Raw genomic sequence first — 24,259 nt, 5'->3', positions numbered from 1 at the left:
AAGGGCGGCGTCGAGGGTCTGCGCGCTCACGCCGACGGCTCCCCGGCGGCCGGCGCGAGGTCACGCCCGACCAGCACGTCCATCATCGCCCGGCGGTCGATCACGCCGAGAATGCGCCCGTCCTCCACCACGGCGAAGGGCCTGTCGGACGCCTCGACCTGCTGGGCGAAGCCGGCGATCGGGCTCGACGCCGGCACCATGCCGGCGACGCCGGTCTCGCCCGGCGCGACCGGCCGCATGATGGCGCGGGCGGTGAGGATCTTGGCGCGCGGCGCGTCGCGGGTGAAGGCGCGCACATAGTCGCTCGCGGGGTGGAGGATCAGCTCCTCCGCCGTGCCGACCTGCACCAGCCGCCCGTCCTTCATGATGGCGATGCGGTCGGCGAGGCGCACCGCCTCGTCGAAATCATGGGTGATGAAGACGACGGTCTTGTTGAGAATGGACTGCAGGCGCTGCAGCTCGTCCTGCATCTCGCGCCGGATCATCGGGTCGAGCGCCGAGAACGGCTCGTCGAGGAACCACAGCTCCGGGTCGGCGGCGAGCGAGCGGGCGATGCCGACGCGCTGCTGCTGGCCGCCGGACAGCTCGCGCGGGAAATGCCGCTCGCGCCCCTTGAGGCCGACCAGCTCGATCATCTCCTGCGCGCGCGCCTCGCGCTCGGCGCGGGGCACGCCCTGCACGTCGAGCGGGAAGGCGACGTTGCCGAGCACGGTGAGATGGGGCAGCAGGGCGAAGTGCTGGAACACCATGCCCATCTTGTGGCGCCGGAGCTGGATCAGCTCGCGCTCGGGCAGGCGGAAAAGGTCGCGCCCCTCGAACAGCACCTGCCCGCCGCTCGGCTCGATCAGCCCGGCGAGGCAGCGCACCAGGGTCGACTTGCCCGAGCCGGACAGGCCCATGATGACGAAGGTCTCGCCGCGCCCGATGTCGAGATCGACGTCGATGACGGCCGAGACCACGCCGGCGGCGGCCATCTGCGCCGCGCCGGCCCGGCCCGCGCGGCCGCTGCCGTCGAGGAAACGCCCGACGTCATGGCCGTAGAGCTTGGAGACGTGGCGGCAGGCGAGAACGACGTCGTCCGCTGGCGCAGGCACGGGCTGCTCCGTAATTGACGCTGAGAGGAGCCGCCGGCGGCGTCGGGCGTCGCCGGCGGGTCATGGGTCGGTCGAGGGGCGGCCTGTCGAGGTGGCCGCCTGCCGGTGCGGCTACTTCTTGAGCCACTCCTTCCAGCGCGCCTCGTTCTTGGCGATCCAGTCGTCGGTCACGGCTTCGACCTTCTCGCCGTCGAGATCGACGCGGGCGACCAGCGCGCCCATCTCGTCATTGTCGATCTTGAAGTGCTTGATCGCCTCGTGGGCGCCCGGCCACTTGTCCTTCAGGCCGGCCCAGCCGGCCTTCCAAATCGGGCCGCGCGGCTTGCCGCAATCATGCGTCGCCTCCTTGTTGAGGCCCCAGGCCGGGTCGGTGTAGCAGGCCGGCTCATAGGCCGGGAACGCCACCCACTCGCCCTTGTACTTGATCGGCGCCCAGTGCGGCGCGTAGATCCACAGCACGATCGGCGCCTTGCGGTCATAGGCGCTCTGCAATTCGGCGAACAGCGCCGCGTCGGTGCCCGCATGCACCACCTCGAAATCGAGGTCGAGCGCCTTCACCCGCTCCTCGTCGAAGCCGCCCCAGGTGACCGGGCCGCCGAGATAGCGGCCCTTGGGCGCGGTCTCCGGCGTGGAGAATTCGGCTGCGCATTTCTGCAGCGCCTTCCAGTCCGGCAGGCCGGGGCATTTTTCCTTCATGTAGTCGGGGAACCACCATTCCTCGATGGCCAGCATCCCGGTCTCGCCGAGATTTTCCACCTTGCCGGACTTCACACCCTCGTCGAGCGCCTCCTGCCCGGTGGTGGCCCAGATTTCCATGGCGAGGTGCAGGTCGCCGGTCTTGAGGCCGGCGAACTGGGCGAGGTAATCCGCCTGCACGTAATCCACATTGTAGCCGGCCTTCTTCAGCACCTCGCCCATGATGCGGGCGCTGAGCAACTGGCCGGTCCAGTCGTGCAGGGTGATCTTGATCGGGTCGGTTGATTCCACCTCGGCCCGGGCGGCGCCGGAGGCGAGGCCGAGGGCGAGAAGGCTGGTCACGGCGAGGCGAGGGAGAAATCGGCGCGTGAGATATCGGACCATGAGAAATGCTCCCGAGCTGGAAGAGGCGGCCAATGGATGACGACCGACCCGACGCTCTGCAGGATCGGTGCCATTCCCACGAAAATCAACAACGTTCCCTCAAATTTGTTGATTTCATCGATCCAACCCCACAGGATGCCCGCATCGGAGGCAATGAATGAACATTCCGCACCCAACGCGCTGGCAGGCGGCGATCCTTGAGGCGGTGCGCGAGGACGGGTTCAGCCGGATCAGCGTGCTGGCCGAGAAGCTCGGCGTGTCGGACGAGACGGTGCGCCGGCATGTGCGCGGGCTGGTCGATGGCGGCATGCTGACGCGCGCCCATGGCGGCGTCGCCTGGGCGGGGCCGGGGGCCGAGGCGCCGTTCGACCGCCGCATGCGCGTCAACGCGGCGTCCAAGCGCGCGCTCGGCGCGGCGGTGGCCGCCCGCGTGCGCGACGGCCAGGTGCTGCTGATCGACACCGGCTCGACCACCGCCTATGTCGCCGAGGCGCTGACCGCCCGGCGCGACCTGACCGTCGTCACCAATTCGCTGGAGATCGCCCGCCATCTGGTCGGGCGCGAGGGCAACCGCATCTACATGGCGGGCGGCGAGCTGCGCGCCGACCTTGCCGCGGCGGTGGGGCCGGAGGCGCTGGCCTTCATCCGGCAATTCCGCGCCGACCTCGCCATCTTGTCCGTCGCGGGGGTGGACGAGACCGGCGCGTTCATGGATTTCGACCTCGACGAGGCGCGCATCGCCCGCGCCATGATCGAGGCGTCGAGCGAGGCGCTGGTGGTGGCCGACCATTCGAAGTTCGGGCGCCGCGCCGCCGTCGAGATCTGCGCCTCGGGCGAGATCGACGTGCTGGTGACCGACCGGGCGCCCGCGCCCGCCGACCGGCGCTGGATCGCCGAGTCGGGGATCGAACTGGTGGTGACGGACGAGGACGCCGCCGCCTGAAGGCGGCTCAGGCCCGCGCGGCGATCAGGTGGTCGAGCGCGAACCGGCCCGGGCCGCGTGCGAGGATGACGAGCAGGCACACCGCCCAGGTGCCGTGCGTCGGCCAGGCGTCGGGATAGACGAAGATCTCGATCACCAGCGTCATGCCGAGCAAAGCGAGGGCGGACAGCCGGCTGGCGAGGCCGACCACCAGCAGCACCGGGAACAGGTGCTCGGCCAAGGCCGCCAGATGCGCCGCCAGCCACGGGTCGACGAGCGGCAGGCGGTACTCGTTCTCGAACAGGTAGACCGCGCTGTCGGTGACGTGCCAGCCCTCCACCTTGGTCTGGCCGGACTGCCAGAACACGCCGGCGATGGACAGCCGGGCGAGCAGCGCGACGAGATCGTCGGGGATGCGGGCGAACAGCCGGGCGAGGCGCGCCCAGGCGTCGCCCAGCGTGGTGCGAGGCGGCTTTGCGGTCATCGTCTCAGGCATCGGGGTCATGGTCGTGGTCTCCCGCGAGGGCCGCGAAGGCGCCGCTGGCCAGCGCGATGGTGAGGTTCAAGGTGAGGTCGAAGCCGTCCGCCTCTCCCGCCGCCTGCCCGGCCGCGACGCCGAGCGGGGTTCCCGCCGCCAGCGCGCCGAGGAAGACGGCGCCGCCCGGCGGCAGGCGCCGCACCTCGACGGCGAGCGCCGGGCGCACGACGAGCGCGTCCTCGCCGCTCCACTCTTCGATCGGGGCGAGCGGCGCCTCGCCGGCATTCATCGCCCAGATGGCGACGACCGGATGGGGTGAGCGCAGCACGCTCATGGCGGGGTGAGGACGCAGGACCAGCCCGGCGATCCGGTCGGGCGCGAGCCGGGCGAGCGCGCCGGGGTCGAGCGGCGCCGCGTCGGCGGCGTGGTAGGCCCGCCCGCGGGCGGTCTCGAGCCGCGCGACGTCGGGCAGATAGGCGAGCCCGGCGGCCGGCGCGAAGGTGGCGATGAAATCGGGAAAATCCTCGCCATAGGCGAGCAGCAGCGGCGAGCGCGGCGGGTGCGCGGCGATAAAATCCTGCGCCATGGCGGCGAAGAAATCCGCACCGACGATGCGCTCGGTGGCGGGAAAGCGCGTGGCCAGCGCATCGCGCAGCCCGACCGCGACATTGGAGCGGTAGACGCCGAAGCGTCGCTCGGGCGGGGCGCCGTTCCACGCTTTGAGGCCGGCGGGCAGCGGCCGCGCGCGGTCGGTCAGCGCGGCGGCGAAGGTGCTCTGGACGCGGTCGGACATGGCGCCCTCACGCCACCCGGCGCTGGCGCGCGCGCTGCAGGACGGCCTCGGCGGCCTGCGCCTCGGCGCGCAGCACCGGCCAGTCCGGCACGTCATTGTCCCACTCGATGAGGGTGGCGACCGGGCCGGTGCGGGCGACGACGCTCTCATAGAGCGCCCAGACCGGATCCTTGACCGGGGTGTCGTGGGAATCGATCAGCAGCGGCGCGCCGGCATCGTCGACGCTCTCGCTATGGCCGCTCAGATGGATCTCGCGCACCGCCTCCAGCGGGAAGCGGGCGAGATAGGCGCGCGGTTCCAGCTGGTGATTGGTGCTGGCGACGAAGACGTTGTTGACGTCGAGCAGCAGGCCGCAGCCGGTGCGGCGCACCACCTCGGCGAGGAACTGCGTCTCCTCCAGCGTGCTCTCCTCGAAGGTGAGATAGGTCGCCGGGTTCTCCAGCAGCATCTGCCGCCCGAGCGCCGTCTGCACCTCGTCGACATGCTCGGCGACGCGGGCCAGCGTCGCTTCCGTGTAGGGCAGCGGCAGTAGGTCGTTGAAGAACACCGTGTCGTGCGTCGACCAGGCCAGATGCTCGGAGAAGCTCTCCGGCTGGTAGCGCCCGCACACCGCCTTCAGCCGCGCGAGATGCGCCCGGTCGAGCGGCTGCATCGAGCCGATGGACAGGCCCACCCCATGCACCGACAGGGCATAGTCGGCGCGCAGCCGGCCGAGCTGGGCGTGCGGCGGGCCGCCCGCGCCCATGTAGTTCTCCGCGTGGATCTCGAAGAAGCCGATCGGCTGCGGCGCGGCGTCGATGGCGGCGAAATGTTGCGGCTTGAAGCCGACGCCGGCGCGGCCGGGCAGGGCGGAAGCGATCATGGCAGCGTCCTCGCGCACAGGGGAGGGGGAGCGAAGGAGGGGAAGGCGGCGGCGCGGGGCCGCGCCGCACGCCATGAAACGGGAGCCGCGATCAGGACGGCGCCTTGCCCTGCATCAGCGAGCCATGGCCCATCGGGGTCTTCATCGACACGCAGGTGCCCTTGGGAACCAGCTTCCACGCGTTCTGCTGGTAGTCGACCTTCGAGGTGCCGGCGCAGGTGGTGCCCGGCCCGGCGGCGCAGTCGTTCTGCCCCTTCATGGCGACGCCGTAGCACTTCTCCTTGCCCTCGTCGGCATGGGCGGGGGGAGCGGCGACGGCGGCCAGGGCGGTGGCGAGCGAACCGGCAAGGGCCAGGGTGGCGATGGTGGTTTTCATGGAAGGTCTCCGTTGATGTGTCGCCGCGAGCAGCGGACACATCGGCTACGGAGAAGGCGGCGGCGGCGTTACAGCCTCGGCGGAGAATTTTTCCGGATGCAGGCACCGCCGCGCCGCGGGCGATCGGGACAGCCTTGTGCAAGAGCGACTTGCGCGAGCATGGCTTGCGCGCGGACTTGCGCGCGGCGGAAAAATATGCCGCCTGTGCGGTAATGATGAGGTCCCCGTCTGCGTAAGGATGACGTTGGGTGACGCATTCCGCCGACGAAGACGAATGGGCCCGTTGCCTGCGCCTCGCCATTGCGGGGGACTCGGCGGCATATCGCCGTTTCCTCGCCGATGTGACGCCGCGCATCCGCACCATGGCCCTTCGCCGCTGCCGGCAGTTCGGCGCGCCCGAGAGCGAGGCGGAGGACGTGGTGCAGGACGTGCTGCTGGCGGTGCATCTCAAGCGCGGGACGTGGGACCCGGAGCGGCCGGTGGGGCCGTGGCTGTCCACCATCGTGCGGCACAAGCTGATCGACAGTCTGCGCCGGCGCGGCCGCCAGGTCAGCGTGCCGATCGAGGACGTGCTGGAGACGCTGGAATCGCCGCAGGGCGCCGACGCCACGGACAGGCTCGACGTCGAGTATTTCCTCGGCCGCCTGAAGCCGCCGCAGCAGGATATCGTGCGCGCCATCTCGCTGGAGGGGGCGGGCGTGAGGGAGACGGCGGCGCGGCTGGCCATGAGCGAGGGGGCGGTGCGCGTGGCGCTGCACCGGGCGTTGAAATCGCTGGCCGCGCTCTATCGGAGAGATTCGGGTGAAAACTGACGATCTGATCGCCCTGCTGGCCGCCGACGCTCCGGCGCGCAGCCATCTCGACCGGCGGCTCTATGCCGCGCTGGCGGCGGGCATCCTCGCCTCGGGCGGTCTGCTCCTCGCCACCTACGGGCTGCGCCAGGATATCGCCAGCGTGATCGAGACCGCGCGGGTGCTGTTCAAGATCGGCGCGACGCTGCTGCTCGCGGGGCTCGCCGCCGCGCTGGCGCTGCGCATCGGCCGCCCCGGCCTGTCGCTGCGCACGCGCGGGACGCTGCTGCTCCTGCCGGCGGCCCTGCTCGCGGCCGCGGTGGCGCTGGAGCTCGCCGTGGTGCCGGCGGGCGATTGGCGGGCCAACATGATGGGCCACAACGCCGCCTTCTGCCTGTTCCTCATCCCCGTGCTGTCGCTGGCGCCGCTCGCCGGCCTCCTGCTGGCGCTGCGCGAGGGCGCCCCGGCGAGCCCGACGCTCGCCGGCGCCGTCGCCGGCCTGTCGGCGGGCGCCATCGGCGCGGCGCTCTATGCCTGGCACTGCCCGGACGACAGCCCGCTCTTCGTCGCGGTCTGGTACGTGCTGGCCATCGCCCTCGTCACCACCGCCGGCGCGCTGATCGGCCGCCGCCTGCTGCGCTGGTGAGCGCGCACCCGGCTCAGAAGCCGAGCGCGGCGCCGTCGCTGCGCGGGTCGCTGGCGCCTTCCAGCATGCCGTCGGCATGGCGCACCACCGCGCCGGCATGGCCCATCATGCTGGTGAAGGGCTCCACCATCTCGATGTCGTGGCCGGCCGCGCGCAGCCGCTCGACCAGCGCCGGCGGGAAGCGGTCCTCCAGCTTCAGCGTCACGGTTTCCGCGCCCCAGGTGCGCCCGAGCAGCCAGCGCGGCGCGGTGATGGCGGCCTGCAGCTCCTGCCCGAACAGGGCATAGCGCGAGAACAGCGCGGCCTGCGTCTGCGGCTGGCCCTCGCCGCCCATGGTGCCATAGACCATGTGGCGGCCGTCCTCGAAGCTCGCCATCGCCGGGTTGAGCGTGTGGAACGGCTTGCGGCCGGGCGCCAGCACGCGCGGGCCCTCGCCGGCGAGCTGGAAGCTGGAGCCGCGATTCTGCCAGACGATGCCGGTCTGCGGCAGCACGATGCCGGAGCCGAACTCGAAATAGATGCTCTGGATGAAGCTGGCCGCCAGCCCGTCGCCGTCGATGGCGCCGAGCCAGACCGTGTCGCCGGCCGAAGGCGGCGCCGGCCAGGGCAGGGCGCGCGCCGTGTCGATGCGGGCGGCGAGGCGGTCGAGCGCGGCGTCGGTGAGCCAGTCGGCGGGATCGCCGGCCATGGCGTCAGGGTCACCGATGAGGCGGTCGCGCACGAGGAAGGCCTGCTTGGTGGCCTCGACCAGGCCGTGCACATGGTCGAAGCCCTCCGCCTCGCGCACGCCGAGACGGCTGAACAGCGCGAGGATCATCAGCGAGGCGAGGCCCTGCGTCGGCGGCGGGAAATTGAACAGGCGCGCGCCGGGGATGTCCACCGCGAGCGGGCGGACCCGGCGGGCGTGGCAGGCGGCGAGGTCTTCCGCCGCGACCGGCGCGTCGACGCGGTCGAGATCGGCGGCGATGTCGCGGGCGAGGGCGCCGCGGTAGAAGCTCTCCGTGCCCTCGCGGCCGAGGCGGCGCAGCGTGGCGGCGAGCGCCGGCAGGCGCATCGTGCTGCCGACGACGGGTGCCGCGCCGCCGACGAGGAAGGTCTCGGCGAAGCCCGGCACGTCCGCCAGCTCGGGCCGCTTCTCGGCCGTCAGTTCGTTCTGGCTGACCGTGACCGGAAAGCCGTTCTCGGCGTGCCAGATCGCGTCCTCCAGCAGCCGGGCGAGCGGCAGCTTGCCGCCATGCTCAGCGCTCACCGCCAGCGCCTCGCCCCAGCCGGCGACGGTCGCCGCCGCCGTGTTGGCGGCGAGCGGCCCGCGCTGGGGGATCGTCGCATGGCCGGCGCGGGCATAGAGCGCCGGGGTCGCCTTCGCCGCCGCGCGGCCGCAGGCCTCGACGCCGACCGGCGCCTCGCCCGGCGCGCCGATCAGCCAGAAGCCGTCGCCGCCAATGCCGGTCATGTGCGGGTAGACGACGGCGAGCGCCGCCGCCATGGCGACGGTGGCCTCCACCGCATTGCCGCCCTCGCGCAGCACCCGCAACCCCGCCTCGGTCGCCAGATGATGCGGCGAGGTCGCCATGCCGCGCCGGGCACGTACCGTGTTCAACATGGAAGGATCCGTCGTTACCAGCCGATGGCCCGGGGCAGCCAGGTCGCCAGCGCCGGGAAGGTGAAGACCAGTGCCACCGCCGCGAGCTGGAGGGCGATGAAGGGGAGGACGCCGCGATAGATGTCGCCGGTCGCCACCTCCGGCGGCGCCACGCCGCGCAGGTAGAACAGCGCCCAGCCGAAAGGCGGCGTCAGGAAGGAGGTCTGCAGCACGGTGGCGATCAGCGCCGCCGCCCAGACCAGGTCGACATTGGCGTTGAGCATCAGCGGCAGGAACATCGGCACCACGATGTAGCTGATCTCGATCCACTCGATGAAGAAGCCGAGCACGAAGATGATCAGCAGCATGAAGATGAGGATGCCGTTCGTGCCGCCGGGCACGAGGGCGAAGGCGTCGTGCACCAGCCGCTCGCCGCCGAGGCCGCGGAAGGCGAGGGCGAAGACCTGCGAGCAGATCAGCACGAAGAACATCATCGCGGTGATGCGGGCGGTGGTCTGCACCGTGTCCACCAGCGTCCGCCAGGTGAAGCGCCCGGCGACGGCGGCGACGAGGATGGAGCCGAGCGCGCCCATGCTGGCGGCCTCGGTCGGGGCGGCGACGCCGCCGATGATCGAGCCGAGCACGGCGAGCACCAGGCCGATCGGCGGCAGGCCGACCTTGAGCGCCTTCAGCCACAATTCGCGGCGCGGCATGGCGCGGCGCTCTTCAAGCGGAATGGCGGGCACCTTTTCCGGCCAGATGATGCCGACGATCAGCATGTAGGCGCAGAAGATGCCGGTGAGCAGCAGGCCCGGCATGAGGGCGGCGGCGAACAGCGTGCCGACCGACTCGCCGAGAATGTCGGCCAGCAGGATGAGGATGGTCGAGGGCGGAATGAGCTGGCCGAGCGTGCCGGAGGCGCAGATGGCGCCGCAGGACAGGCTCCTGTCGTAGCCGCGCCGCAGCAGGGTCGGCAGGGTGAGCAGGCCGAGCGTGACGATGGTGGCGCCGACGATGCCGGTGGTCGCGCCCATCAGCATGCCGACCAGCACGATGCCGAGCCCCATGCCGCCGCGCAGGCTGCCCGAGAGATGGCCGATCACCTCCATCAGTTCGTCGGCGAGGCGCGACTTCTCCAGCATCACGCCCATGAACACGAAGAGCGGAATGGCGATCAGCGTGTAATTGGCGGTGACGCCGTAGATGCGCGCCGGCAGCAGGCTGAACAGCGTGGTGCCGAAGCCGAGCCAGCCGAAGAAGAATCCGCTGATGGCGAGGGTGAGCGCCACCGGCACGCCGACCAGCAGCAGCACGAAGAAGGAGGCGATGCAGGCGATCGCCAGGATTTCATTAAGAGGCATCGGCAGGCACCGTCGCGGCAGGCCGTGGGCCGCCGCCGAGGAAGGGCTGGACCGCCCGAAGGGTCGCGGCGAGGCTCTGGAGGAGCAGCAGCACGAAGCCGGCGGGGATCATCGCCTTGAGGATGAAGCGGTAGGGCAGGCCGCCGGGATCGGGCGAGCCTTCGCCGATGCGGTAGGACTGCATCACGTAGCGCCACGACAGCACGATCACGATCACCGAGAGCGCCACCACGCTCAGCGCCGAGAACAGGTCGATGACATTCCTCGCGCCGGCCGGCAGGCGGGCATAGAGGATGTCCACCCGCACATGGCCTTCATGCTTGATGGTGTAGGCGATGCACAGCAGCGTGAGCGGGCTCATCAGGTGCCATTCCAGCTCCTGCATCGCCACCGACCCGGTGTTGAAGACGTAGCGCAGCAGGACGTTGCCGGCCATGACGAGGACGAGCGCGAGGCCCGTCCACGCCGCGACCCAGCCGCAGGCCTCGACGATCGCGTCGAGGCCCCGGGCCACCTTTTCGAGGACGTCGCTCATGAGCCCCTGCGGATCTGGGTCTGGTAGACCGCCTCGGAGAGGCCGGCCCACTGGCTGTGCTTGGCGGCGAAGGCCGTGAAGCTCTCATAGACCTTCTTGATCTTCGGGTCGGAGTCGGCGAGCTGCTGCAGGGTGGTCGTGGTGACCTCGCGCAGCTTGTCGACCACCGGCGTCGGATACGGCCCGGCGATGACGCCCTGGTTCTGCACCAGATCGGTCATCGCCTCGCCATTGGTCGCCTCGCACCAGGTGTGGCTGATGACGTTGCAGGCCGCGGCGGCCACCCGCACGATCTCCTTGAGGTCGTCCGGCAGGCTGTCCCACGCGCCCTTGTTGACGATGAGCTCGGTGACGTTGTTCGGCTCGTGCCAGCCGGTGGTGTAGTAGTACTTGGCCGCCTTCTGCAGGCCGAGGCGGCGGTCCTGATAGGGGCCGACGAACTCGGCCGCGTCGATCACGCCGCGCTCCAGCGCCGGGAAGATCTCGCCGCCCGGCAGCAGCTTCACGTCGACGCCGAGCTGGGCGTAGACCTTTCCGGCGAGGCCGGGGATGCGCATCTTCAGGCCCTTGAAGTCCTCGACCTTCTCGATCGGCTTGCGGAACCAGCCGGACATCTGCACGCCGGTATTGCCCAGCGGCATCGGCACGAGGTTGAACGGCGCGTAGAGCTCCTCCCAGAGCTGCAGGCCGCCGCCATGATAGATCCACGCGTTCTGGCCCTGGAAGTTGAGCCCGAACGGCACGCAGGTGAAGAACTGCGCCGCCGGCACCTTGCCGGCCCAGAAATAGGAATTGGCCGCGTTCATCTCGACCGTGCCGGAGGAGACCGCGTCGAAGCCCTCCAGCGCCGGGATCAGTTCGCCCGCCGCGAAATGCTGGATGTTGAGGCGCCCGCTCGACATCTTGCCGACCAGCTCGCAGAAATAGGTCGGGCTCCCCGGGCCGGTCACGTAGAACGGCGCGCCGGGGCCGTAGGCGTTGGTCATCTTCCAGTTGAAGACCTGCTGCGCGCGGGCGACGTGCGGCGCGGCCAGGGTGGCGACGGCGGCGGTGCCGGCAAGGCCCGCGCCCAGAAATCCACGACGATCCATGATGGTCCCCTTGATCCGGAATGGGCCCGCGTTGACGCCGCGGTGCCTCAGATGGGCTAGATATTCCGCCGCGGCGCGGCATGGGCAATGCCCTAATGGGGGCAGTGGACCGCCGTCGATCGCTTCTCGGACGTCAGGATCGCGTCGAAAAACGTTGTTGTATCAATATGTAAGATCGTCGTGCCGGAGAATTGGGCGGGCTGGCGGGTGGTATCACGGACAAGTTTTTGTGCGCCATTCGTCAAAGTGCTTCACTGGCGGCAACCGGCCTCTCCGACCTAGACAGCACAGCCATGAACCGAGCCGTTCCCGTCTCCATCAACGCCTTTCCCGCCAGCAAGCAGGAGGCGGTGTGGTGGGAAACACTGGCCAGCCTGTCGCTGGCCGGGCGCCTGCCGAAGGACGTCGCCTTCCATTTCGGCGAGGTGTCGATCAAGCGCTCGCCGACCGGCGGCACGGCGGCGCTGCTGCGCTCGACGGCGCAGGATCTCTCGGCCGTGGCGGCGGGCGACCGGCATCTGCTGATCGGCTTCGTCAATTACGGACGCGGCCACCTTACCGATTCCGGCCGGCGGGCCGCCGAATTCGCCGATGGCGACCTGTGGGTGTGCGACCCGGCGACGCCCTTCGCCATCCAGTTCCGCAACGATTTCGAGCTGCTGCTGCTGCAGGTGCCGCGCGAGCGGCTGGCCGGCCGGCTCGGCCGCGCCTCCACCGTGCCGACCCTGGTGCTCGGCGAATCGGTCTCGGCGACGGCGGCGCGCCCGATGATGCGGACGCTGGCGGCGAATTTCGCCGTCATGGAGGATGGCGACCTGATGGCCGCCGAGGCCGCCGTGGTCGAGCTGGTGCTCTCGGCGCTGCTCGCCGAGGCGCGGCCGGAGGAGGACACCGCCACCCAGGTGCAGGCCGCGCATTTCGCCCGCGTCTGCACGCAGATCGAGGCGCGCCTGCGCGAGCCGGAGCTGTCGGTCGCCGACATCGCCAAGGCGGAGGGGCTGTCGGCGCGCTACATCCAGCGCCTGTTCGAGGGGCAGGACCGTTCGTTCTCCGACTATGTCCGCCACCGCCGGCTGGAGCAGTGCCGGCGCGACCTCGTCAACCCGCAGCACGCCGACCGCTCCATCGCCGAGATCGGCTTCCGCTGGGGCTTTTCCGATCAGGCGCATTTCAGCCGGGTGTTCAGCGGCGCCTACGGCATCTCGCCGCGCGACTTCCGCAAGTCGTCGGGCTCGACGGTGGCGACGCGCTGGACGCGCGGGCGGCCGATGCATTCGGGGGTGCGCCCCTCGCGGCCGGCGCCGGCCGCCGCGCACCTGCCGCCGGAGAACGAGGAGGGCGCGCCGAGGGTGGCGCCGCCGCGCCCCTCGGAGCCCGGCGAGCCGGGACACCATCACCTGCCGGTGTCGCGCGAGAGCGTGCACTGGGGCTATCTCTCGCGCAGCATCGCGCCGGTGCTGCGCGTGCGCTCGGGCGCGCTCGTCACGATCGAGACGCTGACCCAGCACGCCTATGACGACCATGAGCGGATGATCCGCGGCGACGCCGGCGCCGAGGACGTGTTTCACTGGAGCCGCGACTACAAGGCGGTGGACCGGCGCGGCGCCGGGCCGATGAACGCCAGCATCTTCGGGCGCGGGGCGGGCGAGGGTTTCGGCGTGCACATCTGCACCGGGCCGATCTTCGTGCACGGGGCCGAGCCGGGCGACGTGCTGGAGGTGCAGATCCTGCGGCTCAAGCCGCGCCCCTGCGCCAATCCCGCCCATGCCGGCTTCGCCTTCGGCTCCAACGTGGCGGCGGCCTGGGGCTTCCACCACGACGACATTCTCGACGAGCCGCGCAAGCGCGAGGTCATCACCATCTACCGCACCGACGCCGCTGGCGAGAGCGGCTATGCCGAGGCGGTGTATTCCTATCACTGGGCGCCGCAGACCGACCCGTTCGGCGTGGTCCACGAGACCATCGACTATCCCGGCGTGCCGGTGGACCATACCCGCATCGCGAAGCGGCACGGCGTGCTGAAGGGCGCGCGCATTCCGGTGCGTCCGCATTTCGGCTTCATCGCGGTGGCGCCGCGCGAGACCGACATCGTCGATTCCGTGCCGCCGGGCTATTTCGGCGGCAATGTCGACAACTGGCGGGCCGGGCAGGGCGCTTCGGTCTATCTGCCGGTCACGGTGCCGGGCGCGCTGCTCTCGGTCGGCGACCCGCATCTGGCGCAGGGCGACGGCGAGATCAGCGGCACCGCGCTGGAATGCTCGCTCACCGGCGACATCCGCCTCGTGCTGCACAAGCGCGGCGAGACCGAGAAAGCCTATCTCAACGGCCTCGGCGCGCCGCTGATCGAGACGCCCGACGCCTGGCTGCTGCACGGCTTCAGCTACACCAACTATCTGCGCGAGCTCGGCCGCAACGCGCAGTCGGAAGTGTTCAAGCGCTCCTCGCTGAGCCGGGCGCTGCGCGGCGCCTTCCGCGCCACGCGAAAATTCCTCATGGAGCGCTACGGGCTCGACGAGGACGAGGCGATCTCGCTGATGTCGGTCGCCGTGGATTTCGGGGTGACGCAGGTGGCGGACGGCAATTGGGGCGTCCATGCCAAGGTCGCCAAGGCGATCTTCGAGCCTGAGGGCTGAGCCGGGCCGGGCGTGCCGGAGCCGTGTTCTTCCCGATGACGGCGGGCGCCGTTTGGCCTAGGGCAAGGTGTCCAATGGCGCGGGCCGGCGTTTGGCGGGAAAAGGCCGCCGCGCCCGACGCCGGGCTCGATGGTGGCACCTGATGAGGCATGCAGCGCCGCTCGCGGCGGTCTTTCTCGCTCTCTCGGCTCTCGTCTCCGGCGCGCCGGCGGGGGAGACGCCGCCGGCCGACGATGCGGCGCTGACGGCGCTTGGCGAGACGCTGTTCTTCGACACCGACCTCTCGCGCAACCGCACCCAGTCCTGCGGCACCTGCCACGACCCCGCGCACGGCTTCGCCGATCCGCGCGGCGGGCCGGTCTCGCTCGGCGATGACGGCGTCTCGCACGGCGTGCGCAACGCGCCGAGCGCGAGCTATGCCGCCTCCATCCCGCGCTTCGGCAAGGATGCCAAGGGCAATCCCGTCGGCGGGCAGTTCTGGGACGGGCGCGCGGCGACGCTGGCCGAGCAGGCCGGCCAGCCGCTGCTCAACCCGGTCGAGATGGCGATGCCGGACAAGGCCAGCGTCGTCGCCCGGCTGAAGGAGAAGCCGGCCTATGTCGAGGCCTTCCGCGCCCGGTTCGGACCCGACGTGTTCGGCGACGACGAACGCGCCTTCGCCGCCCTCGCCGAGGCGCTGGCCGCCTATGAGCGCAGCCCGGCCGTCTCGCCGTTCGATTCCCGATATGACCGCTACCTGCGCGGCGACTACACGATGACGCCGCAGGAAGAGCTGGGGCGGGTGCTGTTCTTCTCCAACCAGTTCACCAATTGCGGCCAGTGCCACAAGCTGACGCCCAACGGCGGCGCCGGGGAGACGTTCTCCAATTACCGCTTCCACAATATCGGCACGCCGGCCAATGCCGCGCTGAAGGTGCCGGTCGACCGTGGCCTGCGCGCCCGCAAGGACATCGGGGGCAAGCGCCATGACGGGCAGTTCCGGGTGCCGGGCCTGCGCAATGTGGCGGTGACGGGCCCCTACATGCACAACGGCGTCTTCAAGGATCTGAAGACCGTCATCCTCTTCTACAACAAGTACAATTCCTCGGCCCCCGCGCGGCAGATCAACCCCGAGACCGGCGCCGTGTGGGACAGGCCGGAGGTCGCCGGAACGCTGTCGCTGAAGGAGCTGGAGAGCGGCCCGGCGCTCGACGACCGGCGCATCGACGCGCTGGTCGCCTTCCTCAGGACGCTGACCGACGCGCGCTACGAGCCGCTGCTGGAGACGCCCGCCGCGCCGTGACGGCTGCGGATAGCGCCTTGCGATTGCTTGACAGGGAAGGCCTTCCGGCGCGTGGTAGCCGCGCACATGGTGTCCGGGTGGGAAACCGCCCGGATGAAATGGGAATGGGGAAGGGCCTGCCGGCCCCAAGCCCCAACCGCCCCCGCGACTGTGAGCGGCGAGCGGCCTTCCATCATGCCACTGGACCCGACCCGAAAGGGGAGTGACCGGGAAGGCGGAAGGCGCGCAGCGACCCGCGAGTCAGGAGACCGGCCATGCGCACAGGTCCAACCGCACGCCGTCGGGTGAGACGGCACAGGAGAACCCCATGCATATCGAGCCCGGCCTCGTGGCCGAAGGAAAGATCTGGCTGAGCTATGTGACGGCCGCCGGCGCCGGCGCCTACACGCTCAAGCTCGCCGCCGACGCGGTGCGCGAGCGCGGCGCCGTCTCGCTGGTGGCGCGCAGCATCGCCACGACGGCGCTGGTCTTCGCCTTCTTCGAGCTGCTGCCGCACCATCCCGTCGGCGTGTCCGAGGTGCATCTCATCCTCGGCTCGACGCTGTTCCTGATCTTCGGCGTCGCGCCGGCCGCCATCGGCCTCGCCGCCGGCCTCGCCATACAGGGCGTGTTCTTCGCGCCGTTCGACCTGCCGCAATACGGCATGAACGTCACCACGCTGCTGGTGCCGCTGTTCGCGCTGACCGCGCTGGCGAGCCGCGTCATCGCGCCGAACACCCCCTATGTGGAGCTGAAGTACCGCCAGGCGCTGGCGCTCTCGACCACCTATCAGGCGGGCATCGTCGTGTGGGTGGCGTTCTGGGCGTTCTACGGCCATGGCTTCACGGTGGACAACGCGCAGTCCATCGCCTCCTTCGGCGCCGCCTACATGCTCGTCATCATCGTCGAGCCGCTGGTCGACCTCGCCGTGCTGGCGGCGGCCAAGGCGCTCAACGGCCTCAAGGGCAGCCCGATCTTCGAGCGCCGGCTCTACCACACGGCGTGATGCCGATTCTTCCGGGGTGCCGCCACGGCGGCTCCCCGGCGTCCTCTCAGGCCCTGAGCATGCCCGGCACTATGTGGTGGACGAACACCGCCAGCTGACCGGCGATCCACAGCACGGCGGTGACGTCGCGGGCGTCGAGCCCGCCTCCCGACATGTCGAGAAAGCCGGATACGGCCTCCAGGCCGAGCGCGGCGACGCCGGCCATGAAGACCGCCCCCGCCAGCGCGCCGATGGCGAAGGTCAGCGCGAACTGCGCCAGCGGGTGCAGCGTCATGTCGGTCACGGCCGTCTCTCCTGCGATGGCGGAATCTTCATGTCAGGCACAGCCCTTCCCACGCGGCGGCGGGCAGCAGCGCGCTGGCGGCGGCGAGCGCGATGAGCGCCAGCCCGGCGGCGATGCGGATCCTCGGGAGGAAGGCGAGCCGGCGCAGCGAGGCGACGCCGAGCGTGGTCGCCGTCACGGCGGGCAGCGTGCCGAGCCCGAAGCCGGCCATGACGGTGGCGCCGCCGCCGCCCGAGCCGGTGAGCATGGCGTAGAACAGCGCGCCATAGACCATGCCGCAGGGCAGCAGGCCCCAGGCCGCGCCGGCGACCAGCGGCCCGGCATAGCCGCCCGCCAGCGCCAGCCTTCCGGGATGGCGCGCCAGCCGGGCGATTGGCCCGGTCAGCCGGTCGACGACGGTCAGCGGCGGGGCGAGGCCGAGCATCGACAGGCCGATCCAGCCCAGCGCCGCCGCCGCCGCCCAGCGCATCACGAGATGCGCGGCCGCGTGGTTGAAGGCGCCGTAGAATTCCGAGCCGACGGCGCCGAGAAACGTGCCGGCCAGCACATAGGAGGCGATGCGCCCGATCTGGCTGACCAGCAGCACGCTCGCCTGCCGGGCACGGCCGCCTTGCGGATCGAAGGCGAAGACGAGGCCGGAGGCGATGCCCCCGCACATGCCGGCGCAGTGCAGGCTGCTGGCGAGGCCGAGCAGGAGGCCGCCGACGAAGGAGAGGTCGGTCATCGCGTCGCTCAGCTGCCGGCCGGGCCGTCTTCCGGCTCGCGGCTCGATTCCACCGCCACCATCATCATGGTGCAGATCATCACCGGCACGGCCGCCAGCGCGGCGTAGAACGCCACCTCGATGCCGACCGCCAGACAGCCGAGCACCAGCAGCAGCAGGGCATTCACCGCCGTCATCGGCAGGCTCTCGGCGGAGAAGAAGCCGGCCGCGAAGCCGAGCCCGCGCCGCGCCAGCGCGCGCGGCGAGAACGAGGGCATGGCGTCCGGCAGGGCAAGCCGGCCGAGCGTTCGGTCGAAGGCGAACAGGGCCAAGGTCACGGCGATGGTGAGAAGCGCGACGAAGGGCAGGAGCGCCAGCCCGACCACCGGGCGCAGGAAGCGCGCCACCGTCCTTGCCCGTCCGGCCAGTTGTTCGCGCTGCCGCCCGATGCGGCGGGCGAGGACGAAGAAGCCGAACAGGGCGAGCAGCGCGCCGACCCCGGCGGCCAGCCCCGGCCATCCGCCGAGATAGAAGCCGAGCGCGCCGACAAGCGCGAGGTTGAGGAGGAAGGGCAGTACGCGCGGCAGGTCGATGCCGGCGGCCCCGCTTCCGGCCGCCGTGCCCGGGATGGCGGCATCATCGTGAACGGACAGGGTCATCGGGTGGCCTCGTGGAATCATTGTCGAGCAGGATGCGGACGGCGGCGCCGTCGAGGTCGTCATACTGGCCGGCGCGCAGCGTCCAGAAGAAGCCGGCGAGGCCGAAGCCGCCGAGCGCCAGGGCGATGGGGACGAGGAAGAGGAGGGCGTCCATCAGGGCCTCCGCGCCACGGGCTCGCCGGCGCGCAGCGCGTTGAGCGTGACGGTGAGCGAGCTTGCCGCCATGGCGATGGCCGCGCCGAGCGGCGAGACGAGGCCGAGGATCGCCACCGGGATGAGGGCGATGTTGTAGAGCGCGGCGAGGGCGAGGTTCTGGTGGATCACCCGGCGCGCCCGCCGTCCGGCCCGCCAGGCGTGGGTAAGGGCGGCGAGGTCGCCGCCCGGCAGCACGATGTCGGCGGCGCTCTGGCTGGCCGGCGCGCCATGGGTGAAGCCGGCGCTGACATGGGCGGCGGCGAGCGCCGGCGCATCGTTGAGCCCGTCGCCGACCATCAGCACGCGCCGCCCCCCGGCGCGCCACGCGACCAGCCGGGCGAGCTTGTCGCCGGGCCGCAGGCCGCCTTCCGCCCGCTCGACGCCGAGCTCCCCGGCAACCCGCCGGACCACCGCCGGGCGGTCGCCGGAGAGGATGGCGCAGGCCATGCCGGCGCGGCGGAAGGCGGCGATGACGGCGGCGGCTTCCGGGCGCGGCGCATCCTCGAAGGTGAAGCGCACGGGGGCATGGGCGGGGCGCGCGAGCCAGATCTCGCTGGCCGCGTCCTCGCCGTCCGCCACACCGCAGAACGCGGCGCGGCCGAGCCGCACCTCGCCCGCCGGGGTGAGGGCGCGGAGGCCCTCGCCCGGCACTTCCTCGCAGCCGGCGCGCGGCGCGGCCTGCGGGCAGGCGGCATGGAGCGCCCGCGCCGCCGGGTGGGGGCTGGCGGCGGCCAGCGCGGCGGCGAGGCGGAGCGCCTCGGGGTCCTCGGGAATCGCCGTGAGGCGCGGCTCGCCGCGCGTCAGCGTGCCGGTCTTGTCGAAGGCGACGAGGTCGATGGCGGCGAGCCGCTCCAGCGCGTCACCCGCGCGCAGCAGCACGCCGCGCCGGAGCAGCGCGCCGGTCGCCACCACCTGCACCGCCGGCACCGCGAGGCCGATGGCGCAGGGGCAGGCGATGATGAGCACACTCACCGCGTTGAGCAGCGCCGCCGCGAAGCCGGCGTCGGCGAGCAGCCACCAGCCGAGCAGCGTCGCCAGCGCGGCGGCGTGGACGAGCGGCGTCCAGATGCGCGCCACGCGGTCGGCGAGCGTCACCGCCGGCCCGCGCGTGCGCTCGGCCGCCTCGACCAGCCGCACGATCTCGGCGAGATGACTGTCCTCGACGCCGGCGCTGGCCCGCAGGCGCAGCGGCGCGGCGCCGTTGACGCTGCCGGCCAGAACCCGCGCGCCGGGGCCGACGGAGACCGGCAGGCTCTCGCCGGTGACGATGGCGACGTCGAGCGAGGAGCGGCCCGCGACGACGAAGCCGTCCACCGGCACGCGCTCGCCGGGCGCTACCTGCACGATCATGCCGGGCACGACCCGGTGCGCGGGCAGCACCTCGATGCCGCCATCGGCGCGGCAGATGGCGGCGCCGTGCGCCTTGAGCATCAGCAGCCGCTCGACCGCGCCGCGCGAGCGGGCCCGCACGCGGAAGTCCAGATAGCGCCCGATCAGCAGCACGAAGAGCAGCGCCGCCGCGCTGTCGAAATAGACGTCCCGCCCGTGCCGGGCGAGCTCGATGACGCTGATCGCGGTGGTCAGCAGCAGGCCGAGGGCGATCGGCACGTCGATATTGGTGCGCCCGGCGCGCACGGCACGGAGTGCCGAGCGGAAGAACGGACGCCCCGCCACGGCGACCGCCGGCAGCGTCACCAGCCCGGCCAGCCACTGGAACAGATGCTGGGTGGCGGCGGCCATGTCCTGCGCCTGCCCGGCCCAGACGGCGAGCGAGAGCATCATCACATTGGACGCGGCGAAGCCGGCAATGGCGAGCGCGCGCAGCAGCTCGCGCCCCGTCGCCTCGTCGATGCGCGACAGATGCGCGGGATCGAAGGGGGCGACCTTGTAGCCCAGCGCCTCGACCGAGCGCGCGAGCGCGTCGGCATGGCCGGCCTCGCCGCGCCATTCGACGCTGAGGCGGCGCAGGCTGAGATTGAGCCGCGCCTGCGTCACCGCCGGGTCGGCATGGAGCCGGTCCTCGATGGCGGCGATGCAGGCGGCGCAATGGGCGCCGTCGACGACGAGGTTGAGGCGCTGGTGGCCGGCCTCCTCGCCCTGCGGCTCGACGAAGCCGGCGATGGAGCGCATGTCCGCCGTGGCCGCGAGGACGCCCGGCAGGTCGCCGGCACAGGCGAGGCTCACGGCAGGACCTCCACCATCTCGATGCGCTCGACCCGCTCGCCGCCCTTGACCAGCGTCAGCCGGATCGCCCAGTCGCCGGCCAGCGGCAGCTTGAGGTCTGCGGTGTAGGCGCCGTCCGCCCGGCGCTCGAAATCGACCGGCAGGAGCTGGGGAAAGCGCGTCGTGCGCTCGGCGGTGGCGATCAACCGCTCCGGCTCCAGCGCGCCGCCGCCGGCCTCGCGCAGGATGAGCGTCAGCCGCCCCGCCAGCGGGCCGGTCGGCGTGAAGGCGAGGCGCGACGACCAGCCGGGATCGTGCACCGGCGCATGCGAGGCGGCCGGCGTCCGGGGATCGGTGACGAGCCCGGTGAAGCTGCGGTTGGCGAGCAGCACGAACCACAGCTGCAGGCAGGCAAGGGCGACGAAGAACAGCACGAAGCAGGCCGGGATCCACAGGTCGCGGCGCGGCGCGGCGTCCGTCCGGGGATCGCTCACCGTTCCGGCCCCCAGAAATAGGTGGCGACGCGTCCCAGCTCCTCGCCGCTGGCGGGGTCGGTCAGCACCACCTCGATGTCGGCGCGGCCCTGCGGCGCGGCCCGGCGCGGCAGGCTGATCAGCAGCCGTTCGTCGAGGCTGCGGCCGGCGCCGATCGAGGCGCGCAGCGCGCGCGCCGGGGCGCCCCCTTGCGTGCCGAGGCGCAGCTCGGCCCCCTCCAGCCCCTCGACATGGAGGGCGACCGCGTCCAACCCGCCGCGGCGATGGGCGAGGCGCAGCGCGTAGTCGTTGCGCACCGAGCCGTCGGAGAGCTGCACGAAGGGCGGGTTGCGCTGCGGCTCGACATGGGCGGTGACATCCGCCAGCGTCGCCATGCCGTAGCCCGACAGGCCGAGCGCGAACAGCGCGGCAAGGCCGAAGGCGAGCGCCTTGGGCCGCAGCCATGCGAGGCGCGGCGCGGCGAAGCCCGGGCGTCGCAGCGCGTCCTCGACATCGAAGCGGATCAGCCCGGCGGGCCGGTCGAGCCGGGCCATCACCTCGTTGCAGGCGTCGATGCACAGGCCGCAGCCGATGCAGCCCATCTGCAGGCCGCGGCGGATGTCGACGCCGGTCGGGCAGACGGTGACGCAGCGCGTGCAGTCGATGCAGTCGCCGCGCACCTCGCCGGAGTAGCTCGCGGCCTCGCGGGTCAGGGCCGCGAGCCCCGTGCCGGCGAGACCGAGATCCGCGAGATCGGGACGCAGCGGCGTGCGCTTGCGGCCCCGCGGCTCGCCGCGTCCGTCCTGATAGGTGACGACGAGGCTCTGCGGATCGAGCAGCGCCGCCTGGAAGCGCGGCCACGGGCACATGTGCAGGCACACGCGCTCGCGGGCATAGGCGGCGAGCAGCCATGTGGTGCCGGTGAGCACGAGGATCGTCGCATAGGCCATGGCCGGCGCCCGCCCGCCCAGCACGAGACCGGGGAGTGTCGGGGCGTCGATGAAATAGGCGGTGAAGCCGAAGCCGGTGGCCAGCGCGATCAGCAGCCACGCCGCCGTGCGCAGGCGCCGCTCCATCGGCCCCTTGCCGACGAGACGGACGATCAGCCGGTCGGCGGCGAAGAAAAGATCGGACCAGACGGTCTGCGGGCAGGCGAAGCCGCACCAGACGCGGCCGGCCAGCGTGGTGGCGAAGAACAGCGCCAGGGCGCCGAAGATCATCATCCCGACCGCGATCGGCAGGTCCTGCGGCCAGAACTCCAGCCCGAAGACAAACAGCCGCCGGCCCGGGAGGTCGAACAGGATGGCCTGTCCCGGCAGGCCGGGCCCGCGGTCCCAGCGCAGCCAGGGCATCAGGAAGAAAAAGCCGAGCATGCCGCAGGTGAGCGCCGTCTTGACGCTCCGGAAGCGGCCGCGCACGGCGTGAGGAATCTCCGGCCGGACGATGTCGCGGGCGGGGGCGAGGCCCTGGAGTGCTGTTGCCGGCATCAGCGTTCGCCTCCACCCAGCGAGTGGACATAGAGCGCCAGCATGCGCAGCGTCTCGGCATCGAGCTTGGTGGCGAAGGCGGGCATCACCCCCATCCGGGGAGTGGTGATCTGCCGCTTGATGGCGTCCTTGCTGCCGCCATAGAGCCAGATGGCGTCGTTGAGCTTCGGTGCGCCGAAGTCGCGCCCGCCTTCGCCCGCCACGCCGTGGCAGGCCGAACAATTGGTCTCGAACAGTGCGGCGCCCGGCAGCGCCGCGCGGGTCGCCTCGCTGCCCGGATCGGAAAGGGCGAGCACATAGTCGGCGATGGAGTCGATCTCGGCGGGGGACAGCATCTCGCCGAAGGCCGGCATCATGCTGTCGCGCGTCTCCTCATGGCCGGAGCGGATGCCGAAGCGCACCGTCTGGTGGATGTCGGCGAGCGTGCCGCCCCACAGCCAGTCGTCGTCGACCAGCGCCGGGAACTGCCCGATCTGTCCGCCCGCGCCGACGCCGTGACAGGGCGCGCAGTTCTCGTTGAAGGCGGCGCGCCCGCCGGCAATGGCGAAGCGGCGCAGGTCCGGGTTGCTCTCGACCTCTTCCAGAGGCGTGTCGGTGAGCAGGCGCCGCCAGTCGGCCTGCGCGGCGCGGCCGGCCGCCATCTCCTCGGCGAGCTGGCCGCGGCTGGTCCAGCCGAGCTGGCCCTTGAAGTAGCCCGTCGGCGTGGCGAAGGAGGGGAACAGCCACATATAGACGATGGCGATGAAGCAGGAGCCGAGGAACACCGTCACCCACCAGGTCGGGATGGGCGTGGTGAGTTCCTTGATGCCGTCCCATTCATGGCCGGTCGTGTGGTAGCCGGTGAGCGGATCGCGTTCAGGCGCGGCCATCGCCGTCCTCCTCGATGGCGAAGGGAATGCGGGCATGGCGTTCCATCTCGGCGCGCGCGCCGGGGCGAAAGGCCCGCACGAGGATGGCGAGGAACAGCGCGACGGCGGCGACGAGCCAGTATTTCAGCGCGAAGACGATGAGGCTCTCGGGCATGGTCAGTTGCCCCCGCTCAGCTTGACGTTGGAGAAGTCGACCATGGTGCCGAGCACCTGCAGATAGGCGATGAGCGCGTCCATCTCGGTGATGCGCTCGGGCTGGCCGTCGAAATCGCCGAGGCGCGCCTTGGGGTAGCGGGCCAGAAGCCCGTCCGCGTCCTCGCCGCTGGCCTGCGCCCGGATGTCGTCGCCGGCGCGGGCGATCATGGTGTCGGTGTAGGGAACGCCGACCTCGCGCAGCGCGCGCATATGGGCGGCGAAGCCGTCCGCGTCGATGTCCCGGTCCCTCAGGAACGGGTAGGCCGGCATGATCGACACGGTGACCACGCTGCGCGGGTCGACCATGTGGGCGACGTGCCAGGCGTTGGAATATTTCGAGCCGACGCGGGCGAGGTCCGGCCCGGTGCGCTTCGAGCCCCACAGGAAGGGGTGGTCGTACATGCTCTCGGCGGCGACGGAGTAGTGGCCGTAGCGTTCCACCTCGTCGCGGAACGGGCGGATCTGCTGGCTGTGGCAGGTGTAGCAGCCCTCGCGCGTGTAGATGTTGCGGCCGATCTGTTCGAGCGGCGAATAGGGCCGCACGCCCTCTACCGGCTGCACCGTGGTCTCCAGCTTGAACAGCGGGACGATCTCGACCAGCCCGCCGACCAGGATGACCAGCAGCGTCAACACGAAGAGCAGCGTGGTCGAGCGCTCGATGATGGCGTGGCCGGTCGGGGCGTGATCCCCGGGGGCCTTGTGCGGATGCGATGCCATGCCC

General features: G+C 71.4%; 26 protein-coding genes and 1 riboswitch. Of the genes, 6 read left to right on the top strand and 20 right to left on the bottom strand.

Translation table 11 applies throughout. The annotated features are described in order from the left end of the window. Nucleotides 1-26: 26 nt before the first annotated feature. Both AC1PZ7_RS18350 and AC1PZ7_RS18345 read right to left on the bottom strand, forming a co-directional pair. Complete coding sequence (locus AC1PZ7_RS18350) at nucleotides 27-1,094, bottom strand: quaternary amine ABC transporter ATP-binding protein (RefSeq protein ID WP_482356624.1); 1,068 nt, start codon at nucleotides 1,092-1,094, stop codon at nucleotides 27-29. 111 nt (nucleotides 1,095-1,205) lie between these two features. Further along, complete coding sequence (locus tag AC1PZ7_RS18345) at nucleotides 1,206-2,174, bottom strand: ABC transporter substrate-binding protein (protein ID WP_482356623.1); 969 nt, start codon at nucleotides 2,172-2,174, stop codon at nucleotides 1,206-1,208. A 157-nt stretch (nucleotides 2,175-2,331) separates the two neighbouring features. Between AC1PZ7_RS18345 and AC1PZ7_RS18340 the strand changes: the two genes are divergently transcribed. Further along, nucleotides 2,332-3,117 (top strand): DeoR/GlpR family DNA-binding transcription regulator, encoded by a 786-nt coding sequence (locus AC1PZ7_RS18340; RefSeq protein WP_482356622.1) that lies wholly within the window; start codon nucleotides 2,332-2,334, stop codon nucleotides 3,115-3,117. A gap of 7 nt (nucleotides 3,118-3,124) precedes the next feature. On the opposite strand, the gene AC1PZ7_RS18335 is transcribed toward AC1PZ7_RS18340, so the two are convergent. The 4 genes from AC1PZ7_RS18335 to AC1PZ7_RS18320 form a co-directional block, all read right to left on the bottom strand. Continuing rightward, nucleotides 3,125-3,580: a DoxX family protein gene (locus AC1PZ7_RS18335; RefSeq protein ID WP_482359674.1), complete on the bottom strand. Its 456-nt coding sequence runs from the start codon at nucleotides 3,578-3,580 to the stop codon at nucleotides 3,125-3,127. A gap of 4 nt (nucleotides 3,581-3,584) precedes the next feature. Next, a complete protein-coding gene (locus AC1PZ7_RS18330; RefSeq protein ID WP_482356621.1) occupies nucleotides 3,585-4,367 on the bottom strand; it encodes an HvfC/BufC N-terminal domain-containing protein in 783 nt (260 codons plus the stop codon). Between the two features lie 7 nt (nucleotides 4,368-4,374). After that, entirely contained in the window at nucleotides 4,375-5,229 is an 855-nt protein-coding gene (gene bufB / locus AC1PZ7_RS18325) for an MNIO family bufferin maturase (RefSeq protein WP_482356620.1), read from the bottom strand. Nucleotides 5,230-5,320: 91 nt separating this feature from the next. Further along, on the bottom strand, nucleotides 5,321-5,605 hold the full coding sequence (locus AC1PZ7_RS18320) for a BufA1 family periplasmic bufferin-type metallophore (protein WP_482356619.1): 285 nt from the start codon (nucleotides 5,603-5,605) through the stop codon (nucleotides 5,321-5,323). Nucleotides 5,606-5,853: 248 nt separating this feature from the next. Here AC1PZ7_RS18320 and AC1PZ7_RS18315 point away from each other — a divergent pair, with 248 nt between their 5' ends. Further along, nucleotides 5,854-6,417, top strand: a complete 564-nt coding sequence (locus tag AC1PZ7_RS18315) for a sigma-70 family RNA polymerase sigma factor (protein WP_482356618.1) — start codon at nucleotides 5,854-5,856, stop codon at nucleotides 6,415-6,417. Beyond that, entirely contained in the window at nucleotides 6,407-7,042 is a 636-nt protein-coding gene (locus AC1PZ7_RS18310) for an NrsF family protein (protein WP_482356617.1), read from the top strand. The genes AC1PZ7_RS18315 and AC1PZ7_RS18310 overlap by 11 nt, the downstream gene beginning before the upstream one ends. Nucleotides 7,043-7,055: 13 nt before the next feature. On the opposite strand, the gene AC1PZ7_RS18305 is transcribed toward AC1PZ7_RS18310, so the two are convergent. Genes AC1PZ7_RS18305 through AC1PZ7_RS18290 form a run of 4 tightly spaced genes read right to left on the bottom strand, consistent with a single transcriptional unit; the run spans nucleotide 7,056 to nucleotide 11,611 of the window. Then, nucleotides 7,056-8,645: a gamma-glutamyltransferase family protein gene (locus AC1PZ7_RS18305; protein WP_482356616.1), complete on the bottom strand. Its 1,590-nt coding sequence runs from the start codon at nucleotides 8,643-8,645 to the stop codon at nucleotides 7,056-7,058. Between the two features lie 14 nt (nucleotides 8,646-8,659). Next, nucleotides 8,660-9,985: a TRAP transporter large permease gene (locus AC1PZ7_RS18300; protein ID WP_482356615.1), complete on the bottom strand. Its 1,326-nt coding sequence runs from the start codon at nucleotides 9,983-9,985 to the stop codon at nucleotides 8,660-8,662. Further along, nucleotides 9,975-10,520 carry a TRAP transporter small permease subunit gene (locus AC1PZ7_RS18295; protein ID WP_482356614.1) on the bottom strand — a complete coding sequence of 182 codons (546 nt, stop codon included), beginning with the start codon at nucleotides 10,518-10,520 and terminating at the stop codon, nucleotides 9,975-9,977. Before AC1PZ7_RS18295 ends, AC1PZ7_RS18300 begins: the two co-directional genes overlap by 11 nt. Continuing rightward, nucleotides 10,517-11,611 (bottom strand): TRAP transporter substrate-binding protein, encoded by a 1,095-nt coding sequence (locus AC1PZ7_RS18290; protein ID WP_482356613.1) that lies wholly within the window; start codon nucleotides 11,609-11,611, stop codon nucleotides 10,517-10,519. Before AC1PZ7_RS18290 ends, AC1PZ7_RS18295 begins: the two co-directional genes overlap by 4 nt. 293 nt (nucleotides 11,612-11,904) lie before the next feature. Here AC1PZ7_RS18290 and AC1PZ7_RS18285 point away from each other — a divergent pair, with 293 nt between their 5' ends. The 3 genes from AC1PZ7_RS18285 (at nucleotide 11,905) to AC1PZ7_RS18275 (ending at nucleotide 16,511) form a co-directional block, all read left to right on the top strand. Next, the gene (locus AC1PZ7_RS18285) at nucleotides 11,905-14,244 is read left to right on the top strand and encodes an acetamidase/formamidase family protein (protein WP_482356612.1); all 2,340 of its coding nucleotides are present in this window, start codon (nucleotides 11,905-11,907) and stop codon (nucleotides 14,242-14,244) included. Nucleotides 14,245-14,386: 142 nt separating this feature from the next. Beyond that, complete coding sequence (locus AC1PZ7_RS18280) at nucleotides 14,387-15,526, top strand: cytochrome-c peroxidase (RefSeq protein WP_482356611.1); 1,140 nt, start codon at nucleotides 14,387-14,389, stop codon at nucleotides 15,524-15,526. A gap of 50 nt (nucleotides 15,527-15,576) precedes the next feature. After that, a riboswitch (cobalamin riboswitch) is annotated at nucleotides 15,577-15,797 on the top strand. A gap of 36 nt (nucleotides 15,798-15,833) precedes the next feature. Further along, nucleotides 15,834-16,511 carry an energy-coupling factor ABC transporter permease gene (locus AC1PZ7_RS18275; RefSeq protein ID WP_482356610.1) on the top strand — a complete coding sequence of 226 codons (678 nt, stop codon included), beginning with the start codon at nucleotides 15,834-15,836 and terminating at the stop codon, nucleotides 16,509-16,511. A gap of 46 nt (nucleotides 16,512-16,557) precedes the next feature. Here AC1PZ7_RS18275 and AC1PZ7_RS18270 read toward each other — a convergent pair whose 3' ends face one another. Genes AC1PZ7_RS18270 through ccoO form a run of 10 tightly spaced genes read right to left on the bottom strand, consistent with a single transcriptional unit; the run spans nucleotide 16,558 to nucleotide 24,255 of the window. Beyond that, the gene (locus AC1PZ7_RS18270) at nucleotides 16,558-16,794 is read right to left on the bottom strand and encodes a hypothetical protein (RefSeq protein ID WP_482356609.1); all 237 of its coding nucleotides are present in this window, start codon (nucleotides 16,792-16,794) and stop codon (nucleotides 16,558-16,560) included. A gap of 28 nt (nucleotides 16,795-16,822) precedes the next feature. After that, nucleotides 16,823-17,518 (bottom strand): sulfite exporter TauE/SafE family protein, encoded by a 696-nt coding sequence (locus tag AC1PZ7_RS18265; protein ID WP_482356608.1) that lies wholly within the window; start codon nucleotides 17,516-17,518, stop codon nucleotides 16,823-16,825. Nucleotides 17,519-17,526: 8 nt separating this feature from the next. After that, nucleotides 17,527-18,156: a hypothetical protein gene (locus AC1PZ7_RS18260; protein ID WP_482356607.1), complete on the bottom strand. Its 630-nt coding sequence runs from the start codon at nucleotides 18,154-18,156 to the stop codon at nucleotides 17,527-17,529. Beyond that, complete coding sequence (ccoS, locus tag AC1PZ7_RS18255; RefSeq protein ID WP_482356606.1) at nucleotides 18,134-18,310, bottom strand: cbb3-type cytochrome oxidase assembly protein CcoS; 177 nt, start codon at nucleotides 18,308-18,310, stop codon at nucleotides 18,134-18,136. The genes AC1PZ7_RS18260 and ccoS overlap by 23 nt, the downstream gene beginning before the upstream one ends. After that, nucleotides 18,310-20,535, bottom strand: coding sequence for a heavy metal translocating P-type ATPase (locus AC1PZ7_RS18250; protein ID WP_482356605.1), 2,226 nt, complete (start codon nucleotides 20,533-20,535; stop codon nucleotides 18,310-18,312). The genes ccoS and AC1PZ7_RS18250 overlap by 1 nt, the downstream gene beginning before the upstream one ends. Beyond that, nucleotides 20,532-21,008, bottom strand: a complete 477-nt coding sequence (locus tag AC1PZ7_RS18245) for a FixH family protein (protein WP_482356604.1) — start codon at nucleotides 21,006-21,008, stop codon at nucleotides 20,532-20,534. The genes AC1PZ7_RS18250 and AC1PZ7_RS18245 overlap by 4 nt, the downstream gene beginning before the upstream one ends. After that, nucleotides 21,005-22,474 (bottom strand): cytochrome c oxidase accessory protein CcoG, encoded by a 1,470-nt coding sequence (ccoG, locus tag AC1PZ7_RS18240; protein WP_482356603.1) that lies wholly within the window; start codon nucleotides 22,472-22,474, stop codon nucleotides 21,005-21,007. The genes AC1PZ7_RS18245 and ccoG overlap by 4 nt, the downstream gene beginning before the upstream one ends. Beyond that, entirely contained in the window at nucleotides 22,474-23,343 is an 870-nt protein-coding gene (gene ccoP, locus AC1PZ7_RS18235; protein WP_482356602.1) for a cytochrome-c oxidase, cbb3-type subunit III, read from the bottom strand. Before ccoP ends, ccoG begins: the two co-directional genes overlap by 1 nt. After that, a complete protein-coding gene (locus AC1PZ7_RS18230) occupies nucleotides 23,330-23,497 on the bottom strand; it encodes a cbb3-type cytochrome c oxidase subunit 3 (RefSeq protein WP_482356601.1) in 168 nt (55 codons plus the stop codon). The genes ccoP and AC1PZ7_RS18230 overlap by 14 nt, the downstream gene beginning before the upstream one ends. A 2-nt stretch (nucleotides 23,498-23,499) precedes the next feature. Beyond that, nucleotides 23,500-24,255, bottom strand: coding sequence for a cytochrome-c oxidase, cbb3-type subunit II (ccoO, locus tag AC1PZ7_RS18225; RefSeq protein ID WP_482356600.1), 756 nt, complete (start codon nucleotides 24,253-24,255; stop codon nucleotides 23,500-23,502). Nucleotides 24,256-24,259 lie beyond the last annotated feature (4 nt).

Source organism: Ancylobacter sp. TW_SC_1, assembly GCF_056836805.1.
This window is presented reverse-complemented; position numbering and strand designations above follow the sequence as displayed.

Bases quoted from the DNA above. Each gene is read 5' to 3' on its own strand.
- AC1PZ7_RS18345 (WP_482356623.1), bottom strand. From the start codon at position 2,174: ATGGTCCGATATCTCACGCGCCGATTTCTCCCTCGCCTCGCCGTGACC.
- AC1PZ7_RS18340 (WP_482356622.1), top strand. From the start codon at position 2,332: ATGAACATTCCGCACCCAACGCGCTGGCAGGCGGCGATCCTTGAGGCG.
- AC1PZ7_RS18335 (WP_482359674.1), bottom strand. From the start codon at position 3,580: ATGACCGCAAAGCCGCCTCGCACCACGCTGGGCGACGCCTGGGCGCGC.
- AC1PZ7_RS18330 (WP_482356621.1), bottom strand. From the start codon at position 4,367: ATGTCCGACCGCGTCCAGAGCACCTTCGCCGCCGCGCTGACCGACCGC.
- bufB (WP_482356620.1), bottom strand. From the start codon at position 5,229: ATGATCGCTTCCGCCCTGCCCGGCCGCGCCGGCGTCGGCTTCAAGCCG.
- AC1PZ7_RS18320 (WP_482356619.1), bottom strand. From the start codon at position 5,605: ATGAAAACCACCATCGCCACCCTGGCCCTTGCCGGTTCGCTCGCCACC.
- AC1PZ7_RS18305 (WP_482356616.1), bottom strand. From the start codon at position 8,645: ATGTTGAACACGGTACGTGCCCGGCGCGGCATGGCGACCTCGCCGCAT.
- AC1PZ7_RS18300 (WP_482356615.1), bottom strand. From the start codon at position 9,985: ATGCCTCTTAATGAAATCCTGGCGATCGCCTGCATCGCCTCCTTCTTC.
- AC1PZ7_RS18295 (WP_482356614.1), bottom strand. From the start codon at position 10,520: ATGAGCGACGTCCTCGAAAAGGTGGCCCGGGGCCTCGACGCGATCGTC.
- AC1PZ7_RS18290 (WP_482356613.1), bottom strand. From the start codon at position 11,611: ATGGATCGTCGTGGATTTCTGGGCGCGGGCCTTGCCGGCACCGCCGCC.
- AC1PZ7_RS18285 (WP_482356612.1), top strand. From the start codon at position 11,905: ATGAACCGAGCCGTTCCCGTCTCCATCAACGCCTTTCCCGCCAGCAAG.
- AC1PZ7_RS18280 (WP_482356611.1), top strand. From the start codon at position 14,387: ATGAGGCATGCAGCGCCGCTCGCGGCGGTCTTTCTCGCTCTCTCGGCT.
- AC1PZ7_RS18275 (WP_482356610.1), top strand. From the start codon at position 15,834: ATGCATATCGAGCCCGGCCTCGTGGCCGAAGGAAAGATCTGGCTGAGC.
- AC1PZ7_RS18265 (WP_482356608.1), bottom strand. From the start codon at position 17,518: ATGACCGACCTCTCCTTCGTCGGCGGCCTCCTGCTCGGCCTCGCCAGC.
- AC1PZ7_RS18260 (WP_482356607.1), bottom strand. From the start codon at position 18,156: ATGACCCTGTCCGTTCACGATGATGCCGCCATCCCGGGCACGGCGGCC.
- ccoS (WP_482356606.1), bottom strand. From the start codon at position 18,310: ATGGACGCCCTCCTCTTCCTCGTCCCCATCGCCCTGGCGCTCGGCGGC.
- ccoG (WP_482356603.1), bottom strand. From the start codon at position 22,474: ATGCCGGCAACAGCACTCCAGGGCCTCGCCCCCGCCCGCGACATCGTC.
- ccoP (WP_482356602.1), bottom strand. From the start codon at position 23,343: ATGGCCGCGCCTGAACGCGATCCGCTCACCGGCTACCACACGACCGGC.
- AC1PZ7_RS18230 (WP_482356601.1), bottom strand. From the start codon at position 23,497: ATGCCCGAGAGCCTCATCGTCTTCGCGCTGAAATACTGGCTCGTCGCC.
- ccoO (WP_482356600.1), bottom strand. From the start codon at position 24,255: ATGGCATCGCATCCGCACAAGGCCCCCGGGGATCACGCCCCGACCGGC.